Below are 11509 nucleotides of genomic sequence, written 5' to 3'. Positions count from 1 at the left end.
TAGAACCATAAATAACGCCAAATTTAATATTGATAGAGATTTTGGATTTCAAGCGTATTATATCAATGAAAAAAAGAATAAATTTTCTTATAACATTAAAACGGCTGTTTCAACAGGTGAAGGTAGAAACTGGACCAAAACTTCTGATGATGGTGTTGCCTTAACAGGAAAATTTGAACTTTTTCCTTTTGGTTCTTTTAAGAAAAATGGTTACTATTTCGAAGGTGATATTGCTAGAGAAGAAACACCAAAATTATTGCTTTCTGGAGCTTACCATCAAAATAACAGAGCTGTTAGAACTCAAGGACAATTGGGTAGTGAATTATTTGCTCCAAGAACAATTCGTTCTATCTTTTTTGACGGATTAGTTAAGTATAATGGATGGAGTTTTATGACAGCATATATGCAAAGACATGCTAATGTATTAATAGCTTATAATCCACTAGATTTAACAGAATCTAATTATGTTTATGGTGGATTTGGAATGGATTATCAAATGAGTTATGTTTTTCCGTCTAATTATGAAATTATTGGAAGGTATTCAACCCAAAATATGGATAAAGAAATCGAAACTTATATTCCAAATACTAAACAATATAGTTTAGGTGTAACTAAATATATTTGGGAACATTCTCTTAAGTTACAAACAGAATTAACATATAATGAATTAGATTATTTTTCTGGAACGAATAAAAATAATTGGTATGCCCGTTTTCAAATCGAAATCGGAATTTAACTAATTTCTATGTTCGGATTTATAACCAAGAGTTCTTCTATAAAAGCAGCTTCATTTTGAGGTGAAATATAAATATCGTCATACTTATTATATGTCACAATTAAACCAACTTGACTCAAAGCTGGCTTCCAAACTGTTGGGACAAAAATACCATCATGATGTTTTATTTTTATGATGCTATTGATATCCATTTTTCCATAAAAAGGTCCTGATTGCCAATGAAGAAGGGTGTTTTTTATTTTATATTCAGTTTTTAAAATTATACTGGCTAATAACAAAAGAGATAATAAATTTATCCCAACAACTGCATAGAAACCACTGTTAATATCATTAATTAAAGCAGGAATTGTTGCACCAATTATGATGACAAATGTTATTGCAAAAACAAGATTTAGCCGTTTGCTTTTAGCTGATTTATAGACTTTCATAGCCTAATTATTAAAGGTTTAATTTCTTTTTAGAATCTTTAATCAATGCATCCTTATGTACTAAAACTGAAATAGCTTTCAAACGCATATAAGCTACGCTCATGTAAACAAATCCACCATTTGTGACCCTTTTTTCATCAGTACCCCAAGAGTTTTTTACTTTGTAAAATACATTTCCCTTTTGGTCTTTTACAGTTCCAACAATTTGCATTAAATGATCGTCTGTTGTATTATAATTTTCAAATTCAGCTTGACGGTATTCTTGAGTAATAGTTTTTTCTTCTATAATTTCAGCTAAACCAGTTTTCGTATCGTCTTCATTTTTTGGAATAAAAGCAACACCATATTTTGCAGAAAAAGTAGCTTCAGAAACATCACAATCTAAAGACAATGAATAACCTTTTGCCAAAGCATTATCAATATTTTCGATAAACTCATCTAAAGGTAAATTATACATGCTTCCATTAGAAAAATTATCAGGAATATTTAAGATAAAAGATTTGTAAAAAGGTTGGTGAGAAAACGAAGTTAAAGTTACATAATTTTCTGGTTTGATTTTAGTGAATTCAGCAAACGATTTTGGACTATATTTTTTTCCTTCAAAAGTGAATTCAGTTGGATTTTTACCTAAATATACATCTAAAACACTAGAAACAGCTTCTTTCCATTTTGGAGATAATTTTCTTCCAGGATTGTCAATATATACTTTTAACATCGCTTCTAAAACGAATTCTAATTCACTATGGTTGTGTTTTTTTTCATCTTCGGTTAAGCCAGAATATACATCAGCAGGAACTAAGCCAAAATCAGCCACACTATTCATCACATCATGTGCCAAACCACCTTGACTAAATTGGGCTTTTCCTTGACGCATTAAAAAATTAGCTGCTTTTTTTGGATATGTATTTCTAACTTGATACATTTCTGATAAATCAATTTGTTTTCCGGTCAGACGAATAATTTCTGACTCTAAGAAAGAAGAAGTAGAAAAACTCCAACAAGTACCAGTAATGTCTTGCGAAATAACCGGAGTAGTTTCAATGTCTATAACTGTTTGAAATTCATATATTTGAGCATTTGAAGTCAAAAAACCTAAACCAAGTAATAAAGCAATATATGTTTTTTTCATAATAGTAATTCATTTGAAGATGCAATATAATGTAAAAAATGGTTTATTTTTACGTGAAATTTCATTTTAACTTTAACTTGATTTTTTGGGATTACAGATTAAGAAATTAGAGTAATTAATATAATCTCTAAATTTGTACTTAAAATCATAACTAAATTTTTTAATACAACATGAGTCAAATCAATTGGAAAACCGCAAAAGAATTCGAAGATATAACCTATAAAAAATGTGATGGAGTTGCAAGAATTGCCTTCAACAGACCAGATGTGCGTAATGCATTTCGACCAAAAACAACACGCGAATTAATCGAAGCATTTTATGATGCACAAGAAGATACTTCAATTGGAGTAGTGTTACTCTCTGCTGAAGGACCAAGTTCTAAAGACGGAATTTATTCGTTTTGTAGTGGTGGTGATCAAAAAGCACGTGGACATCAAGGTTATGTTGGTGATGACGGTTATCACAGATTAAATATTTTAGAAGTGCAACGAATGATTCGCTTTATGCCAAAAGCAGTGATTTGCGTTGTTCCAGGTTGGGCAGTTGGTGGTGGACATTCACTTCATGTGGTTTGTGATTTGACTTTGGCGAGTAAAGAACACGCAATTTTCAAACAAACAGATGCAGATGTAACAAGTTTTGATGGTGGTTATGGTTCGGCTTATTTAGCTAAAATGGTCGGACAAAAAAGAGCAAGAGAAATTTTCTTTTTAGGAAGAAATTATTCAGCTCAAGATGCTTTTGAAATGGGAATGGTAAATGCAGTTATTCCACACGCAGAATTAGAAGATACAGCTTTTGAGTGGGCTCAAGAAATATTAGAAAAATCTCCAACATCCATAAAAATGTTAAAATTCGCCATGAATTTAACCGATGATGGAATGGTTGGACAACAAGTCTTTGCTGGAGAAGCTACTCGTTTAGCCTATATGACTGACGAAGCCAAAGAAGGAAGAGATGCTTTTTTGGAAAAACGTAAGCCTAATTTTGAAAAAAAATATTTGCCATAACATAATATAAATAGAATTGTCGTTCCTATTAGGCGACGGTTTATAAAAAAATCATTTTTCACGGAAAATAAATATGAAAAAAATAATCTTACTAACAGTGTTGTTGAATAGTTTTATATTAATTGCACAAGAAGAAAGCTCAAAACAAAAAAAAATGCAAGTAGGGCTTCATTATAGTGTTAATCTTTATACAAAAAGTAATATTTCAAAAGACTTTAATAATCTTGGTTTAGATGTTAGATATTTAATTAATTCAGATAGAACTATAAACCTACAAGGAGGAATAACAATTGATTATTTAAAGAATAATGATTATTTTTATAAAGAAAATATTTTTGTATTTAATCCGAATTTTGGATTAGAATTTAAACCAAGTACAAAAATTATTCCTTCAATATATTTTGGTTATGGAATTTTTAAAGATGAATTTAAATATTCACAATTAAACATTTATAACTCTAGTGATCCAAGATTTCAAAATGGTTCAGTAAAAGCTACTTTTTCTGGAATAACAATTAATCCAGGATTAAAAATGTATGTTTCAGAACAACTTTTCTTTGAATTAAGTTATAAATATTTTATGGTTAATTCTGATGTAAGCTACAGTAAAAAGTCTAATGTTCATACTGCAAATTTGGGTTTTGGACTTAATTTTTAAAATATGGAATTCAAAAACAATACTATAGACATTGCATCTTTACCAAAGTTTGAAGAAACAGCTTTAAACACTTTGCAAAAAGACTATTTTAAAGTCATGCTGATTCAATTTGGAATTGTCTTTGGACTACTTTTAATCGGAATTATAGCTCTTTACATTGTTTCCAATGAAGAATTAATACAAAATAAAATCATCTATTTTGGTATAGGTTGGCTGGTTTTGTTGGTTTTGAGTTTTCTATATTTAAAAATAAGTTTTGCTAAAAAAGGATTTGCTTTACGCGAACATGATGTTATTTTTAAATCAGGTGTAATTAGTGAAACGACTACAATAGTAACTAATAATAGAGTACAACATGTAGCTTTACATCAAGGAATGCTTTCTAGATATTTTGGATTAGCTTCAATAGAATTGTTCACTGCTGGAGGAAGTGCAAGTGATTTGAAAATAAATGGTTTGTTATTTGAAGATGCAAAAAAAATAAAAGAAAGTGTTTCGCTAAAAATTAATGAAATAGAAGCTGAGAGTATTAAAGAACAAATTATTGAGGAACAAATTCAACTTTCAGAAAACAATTTAAAAGAAGATTTAGATGAAATCTAACTTTGATTTTTCTATTCCTCAAAGACAATCCTTAATTGGGGTTGTTGTTTTGTTTGCGAACACGTTGCAAAAATCTGTTCGTGCACTTTGGCCTTTTATATTAATTGTTTTTTTTAAAAAAGAAGCTTACAGTGCTATTCAAGTTTATTTAGGAATTGCTGGTATAATTATATTTATTGCTATTATCGCATTTTTAAGATATTGGTTTTTTAAATTCTACATAGATTATAAGTTGGAAGAATTTGTTATCGAAAACGGAATTTTCAATAAAACCAAAACAACCATTCCTTTTCATAAAATTCAAAAAGTCACCATCGATCAAAGTTTAATTCAACGTGTTTTTAACGTTCATAAAGTAGAATTAGACACAGCAGGAAGTGATAAAAAAGAAGCTTCAATAAATGCTATTTCTCAAGAAATGGCTTTTGAGTTAAAAAAGCAGTTATTAGAAAATACAGAAAAAAACAGTCATCTAACAGAAGCTGTTTTAATTGCTGAAGAACAAGCAAAATCGTTTATCACAATTGGAATTCCAAGTCTTTTGAAAATTGGAATTACCGCTAACTACATCAAGAGTTTTGCGTATATATTTTTAGTTTTTACAACTATTTCTGATAACTTAAGGCAAATTGGTCGTGAAGATTTAATTGACGATAACCTCAATCAGTTAGAGCAAATCCCTATTGTAAGTTTAGTTCTTGGTTTTCTGGTTTTCATTTTTACTGCAATTATTGTAGTCAATTTATTTATCACAGTTATAAAGTATTTCAATTTCACGATCAAGAAAGATAAAAAGTCATTTGTGTTGACTTACGGATTATTAAATATTAAAAATACAATTATTAATCCAGAAAAAGTTCAAATCATTAAATTGACGCAAAACTTTTTTCAGAAAAAATTAGATGTAAATACTATAGAAATTCTTCAAGCTTCAAGCGATATGAAGCGTGCAAGTACAAAAGATAAAACAAAAATTCCAGGTTGTAATAAGTCAGAAAAAGAGGAAATCTTAAAACTACTTATTGGAAAATCACCACAACATCAAATAGCTTTATTTCCAAACATTAGAAAATTACTTTTAAATCTATTTTTTTTAATTCTAATTCCTGTTAGTATTGGGTTATTCATAAATTATTACATTGATAAATTTACCATTTACGAACTATTAGGTGTAATTTCTATTTATGTTTTGTTTATGGGAACGATTTTATATTTTTCTTATCGCAATTACCGATTATTTATTTCAGATGAATTTATTGTAAAACAAAGTGGTGCTTGGGATATTGATCATGAAATTGTAAAACCTTATAAAATTCAAGCCATTGAAACCCAACAATTCATTTGGCAAAAAATCACTAATATTGGTTCAGTTGTATTATACACTGCTGGTGGAAGAGTTTCTTTTTCAACATCAAATTATACTGAAATTAAAGAACAAGTTAATAAGTGGTTGTATCAAGTTGAGACTTCTAAAGCGAATTGGATGTGATAGTAATTTGAAACTAAAAAAAACAAATTGAAACAAAATAAACTAACAAGTATAATGAAAAACTGGATACAAGCGGCAAGATTACGAACATTACCATTATCACTTTCAGGAATAATTATAGGAAGCGCTTATGCTTATCATCAAGGATTTTATGATTATAGAATTCTTGGATTAGCGCTTTTAACTACGCTAGGACTTCAAATTTTATCTAACTATGCAAATGATTACGGCGACGGAATAAAAGGTACAGACGCAAACAGAATAGGAGAAAAGCGAATGGTTGCCGCTGGAGTTATTACGGCAAATCAAATGAAGAAAGCTGTAATTTTAACTGCTTCAATAACTTTAGTATTAGCTTTATTGTTAATTTATGTTGCATTCGGAAAAGAAAATTTTGCATTAAGCATGATTTTTATTCTTTTAGGAATTGGTTCAATTGGAGCAGCAATAAAATATACTGTTGGAAGTAATGCTTATGGTTATAATGGTTTAGGTGATTTATTTGTTTTTATCTTTTTTGGATTAGTTTCAGTTTTAGGTTCTAATTTTCTATATACTCATTTTTTAGATTGGAAATTAGTTTTACCAGCAGCTACGATTGGTTTATTGAGTGTAGCAGTTCTAAATCTTAACAACATGAGAGATATAGAAAATGATAGAATAGCCGGAAAAAGAACATTAGTAGTCAAAATGGGATTAGAAAATGCTAAAATTTATCATTTTTCATTATTCATAGTTAGTTTGATTCTAATGTTGGCTTTTTCGAAAATCATAAAAATGACTTCAATTCCAATCTTAATTGTTAATATATTGTTCATCAAACATGTAGATACTGTCAAAAAAGCAAAAGAATATAAAGACTTTGATCCTGAGCTTAAAAAAGTTGCTTTAGGGACTTTTGTTTTGAGTTTATTAGTTGGACTTAGTTTAATATATTTGTCAAAAATAACGTTCTAATTTCTTTATATCATTTATGAAAAAAATACTTTGCCTTGCTTTACTATTTTCAATTAATCTAGTAAAATCTCAAGTAACAACTCAATTAAAAGTTACAGAAAGTCCAGAATTTAAAGATGAAATTTCTGTGGATGGTGTTTTGGCTATTCATACTACAGAAAATGGAAAAACGGGTTTGGTTAGAGCCAATAAAAACAATTTTCTTTTAGATGTTTTTGATGCTAAATTGAATAAAGTATTCTCAAAAAGGGTAGAGAGTAGTAAAAAAGAAAGTTTTGATGGCTATGTGAGTTATGAAAACGAAATTAAATACAGAACGGTTTTGTCACCAAGCAAAAGAGAGCGAATTGTTTATTGTAATACTTTCAATATTGAGAGTAAAACCTATTCTCAAAAAGAACTTTTTAAAGCTAATGTAGAAAAAGGAGGTTTGTTTACAGGTAGAAATAAAAGAGGAACTAATGTCTCCATTTCACCAAACGGTAAATATATTGCCATTGCAACAGACAACATTAAAAAGAATTTAAACTCTTATAAAATTCATGTTTTTGATTCAGAAACTTTAAAATTAGTATTTGAAAAAACTTATCAAGAAGACGAAGAAAATTATTTCGAACCAAATGATTTATTTGTAGATGATGAGGCTAATGTTTTTGCTTTAGGAAAATTATTTATCAGTGGAAAGTCAAAGAAAAAAGATGGTGATGCTAATTATGATTTTGTATTAAATAAAATTTCAAAAGCAAACAATCAAAACCTTAAAATTAGTTTAGAAAGCGGTAATTTTATTTCTTCATTAGCGATTAATTATTATGAAAACCAATTAAGTTTAGTCGGATTTTATTCTAATGAAAGAGAAGGAAATATAAAAGGAGGTTGTAATTTCATCATCAATGCAAACTCTTTATCAATAACTGCAAAGAAAAATTCAGAACTTCCAAAAGATGTTTATGAAGATTTATATGGTGATGCAAAAGCAGAACGACATGATAAAAAGAAAAAAGAACTAAACTCTTTTTATGTTGATTATGTGGTTAGAGATAATATAGGAAATACCTTTGTGTTAGCGGAGGAGTTTTATGTAACGCAAACCTATGTAGCAACAGGAATGAATGGTGCAGGTTATTGGACTACAACATATCATTATGATGATATTTTAATTTTAAAATTTGATAAAAGTGGTGAAATAAGTTGGGGAAGAAGTATTTTTAAAAGAGCAACAGTTCCTTCTTATAATGCTTTTTTAAAAGATGATAAATTACACGTAATATTAAATTCAGGTAAAAATTTAACTGAAAAAAGCGATGGAAGAACCAAAGTTTCGAAAGGTTGGTTTGAATCTTCTGCTTTATATGACTTTACTTATTCTCCCGATGGAAAAGTTGAGTACAATAAAATTCAAGACAATAAAGGAAATACGTATTATTTGCCTTTTTATGGGACTTACAATTTAGATAAATTCATCATGATGAGTGATGGTGGAAGAAAAAAACAATTTATGATACTTCAATAATTTAAATATATACATTATGAAAATTACATTTTACGGACATGCTTGTTTAGGAATCGAAATAGAAGACATAAACATTATTGTGGATCCATTTATTACAGGAAACCTAAAAGCATCGCATATCGACATTAACACATTAAAAGCAGATTATATTTTATTGACTCACGCCCATCAAGATCATGTTTTAGATGTTGAGGCAATTGCTAAAAGAACAGATGCTGTAATTGTTTCTAATTACGAAATAGCAACTTATTACGGAAACAAAGGATTTCAATTTCATCCAATGAATCACGGTGGAAGTTGGGATTTTGAATTTGGAGTGGTGAAATATGTCAATGCAATACATACTTCATCATTTGCAGATGGAACTTATGGTGGTCAACCAGGTGGATTTGTAATCGAAGGAGAAAGAAAAAACATCTACATTGCTGGAGATACTGCTTTATCAATGGATATGAAGTTAATTCCAATGCGAACCAAACTTGATTTAGCCATTTTACCAATTGGTAGTAATTTCACTATGGATGTAGAAGATGCAATTTTTGCTTCAGATTTTGTGGAATGTGATAAAGTTTTAGGATATCATTACGATACTTTTGGTTATATAGAAATTAATCACGAAGAAGCAAAACGTAAATTCTTCGAAAAAGATAAAGATTTAATGTTGTTAGCGATTGGAGAATCAATTGAATTGTAAATTTATGATTTTCAGTTCAAAATAAATAATTGTCGTTTGGCTTTAGCCAACAGAAATTAAAGAAAAAATAAATATTAGGGCACACAAATTGCTATTATAAGGCAAAAATTATACATGAAAAAAATAGTGCTAGTAGCAATCTTGTTTTGTTTTAAAACATTTGCTCAAAAAGACGGTTATTGGGACAAAGAGAGAGCTACTTCAAAAGAAGTCACGCTTTCTGCTGGAAAAAGAACGCTTCTTAAATCTGAAGATTTACCTGTAGGAACAACCGAATTTATTTATAGAATTACAGTTTTAGACGAAAATCAGAAATTGAGTAGTAGTTTGGTTTCGGTCTTAAAAGCAATTCCGGATCCATCGGGCATTAGTCAAGGTGCTGCAGGAGCAATTCATTTAACATCAACAATTGCAGGTAGCGATAAATGTACTTATGCTTTGTTTTCATCAGCTGATGCTGCAAATTTATTTTTAAAAGAAGCTAAATTGGATGGTGCTTGCTTAACTGATAAAGAAAAAGTAAATAAAGTTGCTCGTTTGGTTTCAACAAGTTCAACTTGCTTGACTAATATTCCGTACTTATGGTTCGGAATTGAAAGTCAAAATTGGGTAATGAACCAAAAAATAGTTTTAGAAGTTGTGCCTTGGGTTGATTATAATGCCAGTAGAGGTTGGACAAATGAGACTAAAAATGAAATTGTAGAATTAGCAAAAAAGTCAGAAGGAGCTAATTTCCTATCCAATAAAAACACATTTTTAGCTACTTTTTTAGAATTAGTTTCAACAAAATATAAGTATAGTGAATTCAAACAAATGATTCCTATTGAAAGGAATAAAATGGTTGAAACTATTTCTGATGAAAGCATTGTAAAATCTGGAAATACAATTAACTTTTTAAAAGAGTATAATCTTCATTTAAGAAGACTTTCCTTAACAAAAACTGAAGATGCTATTAAATTACTACATCAAATAATTGAGGAAAGAAAGCTAGGAAAAGAAAATGAATGCGATTTATTAGGATCTTTGTACTTAAGAACAAAACAATATCAAAAAGCAGAAGATTGGATTTTAAAAGCTATAAACTTAAATAAAAACGAAATAAAATTTCAATTGCATTTGGCACATGTTTATTTAGTGACAGATAGATATACTGAAGCAAAAGAAATTCACAAAAAATACAAAGATCAAAATATAGGAGTGTCTACAAGTTGGATAAATGCAACGAAACAAGATTTTGAAAACATGGAAAAGGAAGGTTTACCTTCAAATGATTTTAAAAAGATTTTGAGGTTATTAGATTAATTTAATTTCTCAGTGTTCAGATTTCAGAAATTTAGCAAATAAGATTGAAAGCAATCTATTTAAACTATTTAAAGCAAAGCGACTTTTCACAAAAAAAAAGCTCTACGAAAACTTTGTGTAACAAAAATATGAAAGCAACTTACAAAAAATACATTTTAAACTTTAAACGACCAAGTGGAACTTCAAGAGGAGTTTTAACCGAGAAAGAAACTTGGTTTATACTTTTAGAAGAAAACGGAAAAATTGGAGTAGGAGAGTGTGGAATTTTAAGAACGTTATCCATTGATGATCGACCAGATTATGAAGAGAAATTAAAATGGGTTTGTGATAATATTTATTTAGGAAAAAATAAACTTTGGGAAGCACTTTTAGAATTTCCATCGATACAATTTGGAATCGAAATGGCTTTCCTTTCTTTGGTTTCAAAAACACCTTTTGAGTTGTTTGAATCTGAGTTTACTGCTGGACAAAAAAGTATGTTGATTAACGGCTTAGTTTGGATGGGTGAAGAGTCTTTTATGAAGCAGCAAATTGAAGAAAAATTAGCACAAGGTTTTACCTGTATAAAATTGAAAATTGGAGCTATTGATTTTGATAAAGAATTGGGTTTATTACGTTTTATTAGACAACATTTTGATGAAAAAACTATTGAAATACGCGTTGATGCTAACGGTGCTTTTAGTTCAAATGATGCTTTATATAAATTAGAGCAATTAGCTGGTTATAAATTACATAGCATAGAGCAACCTATTCAAAAAAACAATACTGACAGGATGGCAGAACTGTGTAAAATCACTCCTTTGCCTATTGCTTTAGATGAAGAGTTGATTGGTGTGTTTTTGCCTTCAGAAAAGGAAGCTTTGTTGCAAAAAATTATGCCTCAATACATCATTTTGAAGCCTAGTTTGGTAGGTGGTTTTAGAGGAACTTTAGAGTGGATTTCTATAGCTGAAAAGCTGGATATTAAATGGTGGATTACTTCTGCTTTAG

11 protein-coding genes and 1 pseudogene are annotated in these 11509 nt (G+C 29.2%); 10 read left to right on the top strand and 2 right to left on the bottom strand.

The genetic code is table 11. The annotated features are described in order from the left end of the window. Positions 1-736 (top strand): annotated as a pseudogene (locus tag AACZ53_RS10780) (porin); the annotation flags it as partial. Here the strand turns inward: AACZ53_RS10780 and AACZ53_RS10775 are convergent. After that, a complete protein-coding gene (locus tag AACZ53_RS10775; RefSeq protein WP_339838164.1) occupies positions 733-1164 on the bottom strand; it encodes a PH domain-containing protein in 432 nt (143 codons plus the stop codon). The pseudogene AACZ53_RS10780 and the gene AACZ53_RS10775 sit on opposite strands and share 4 nt — an antisense overlap. A gap of 10 nt (positions 1165-1174) precedes the next feature. Continuing rightward, on the bottom strand, positions 1175-2293 hold the full coding sequence (locus tag AACZ53_RS10770) for a C1 family peptidase (RefSeq protein WP_339838161.1): 1119 nt from the start codon (positions 2291-2293) through the stop codon (positions 1175-1177). Positions 2294-2463: 170 nt separating this feature from the next. Here AACZ53_RS10770 and AACZ53_RS10765 point away from each other — a divergent pair, with 170 nt between their 5' ends. The 9 genes from AACZ53_RS10765 to AACZ53_RS10725 all read left to right on the top strand — a co-directional run. Beyond that, positions 2464-3303, top strand: coding sequence for a 1,4-dihydroxy-2-naphthoyl-CoA synthase (locus AACZ53_RS10765; protein ID WP_339838158.1), 840 nt, complete (start codon positions 2464-2466; stop codon positions 3301-3303). A 73-nt stretch (positions 3304-3376) separates the two neighbouring features. Further along, positions 3377-3961, top strand: coding sequence for an outer membrane beta-barrel protein (locus AACZ53_RS10760; protein ID WP_339838155.1), 585 nt, complete (start codon positions 3377-3379; stop codon positions 3959-3961). Positions 3962-3964: 3 nt separating this feature from the next. After that, a complete protein-coding gene (locus AACZ53_RS10755; RefSeq protein WP_339838153.1) occupies positions 3965-4564 on the top strand; it encodes a PH domain-containing protein in 600 nt (199 codons plus the stop codon). Then, positions 4554-6053: a PH domain-containing protein gene (locus AACZ53_RS10750; RefSeq protein WP_339838150.1), complete on the top strand. Its 1500-nt coding sequence runs from the start codon at positions 4554-4556 to the stop codon at positions 6051-6053. Before AACZ53_RS10755 ends, AACZ53_RS10750 begins: the two co-directional genes overlap by 11 nt. 54 nt (positions 6054-6107) lie before the next feature. After that, complete coding sequence (gene menA / locus AACZ53_RS10745) at positions 6108-7010, top strand: 1,4-dihydroxy-2-naphthoate octaprenyltransferase (protein ID WP_339838147.1); 903 nt, start codon at positions 6108-6110, stop codon at positions 7008-7010. 16 nt (positions 7011-7026) lie between these two features. After that, positions 7027-8523 (top strand): hypothetical protein, encoded by a 1497-nt coding sequence (locus AACZ53_RS10740; RefSeq protein ID WP_339838144.1) that lies wholly within the window; start codon positions 7027-7029, stop codon positions 8521-8523. A 16-nt stretch (positions 8524-8539) separates the two neighbouring features. After that, on the top strand, positions 8540-9217 hold the full coding sequence (locus tag AACZ53_RS10735; RefSeq protein WP_339838142.1) for a metal-dependent hydrolase: 678 nt from the start codon (positions 8540-8542) through the stop codon (positions 9215-9217). Between the two features lie 114 nt (positions 9218-9331). Further along, positions 9332-10519 carry a tetratricopeptide repeat protein gene (locus AACZ53_RS10730; protein ID WP_339838140.1) on the top strand — a complete coding sequence of 396 codons (1188 nt, stop codon included), beginning with the start codon at positions 9332-9334 and terminating at the stop codon, positions 10517-10519. A 128-nt stretch (positions 10520-10647) separates the two neighbouring features. Continuing rightward, positions 10648-11509 (top strand): o-succinylbenzoate synthase (locus AACZ53_RS10725; RefSeq protein ID WP_339838138.1); only part of this gene is annotated, 862 nt, incomplete at its 3' end.

It is taken from the genome of uncultured Flavobacterium sp. (genome assembly GCF_963975005.1).
Taxonomy (GTDB): Bacteria; Bacteroidota; Bacteroidia; order Flavobacteriales; family Flavobacteriaceae; genus Flavobacterium.
This window is presented reverse-complemented; position numbering and strand designations above follow the sequence as displayed.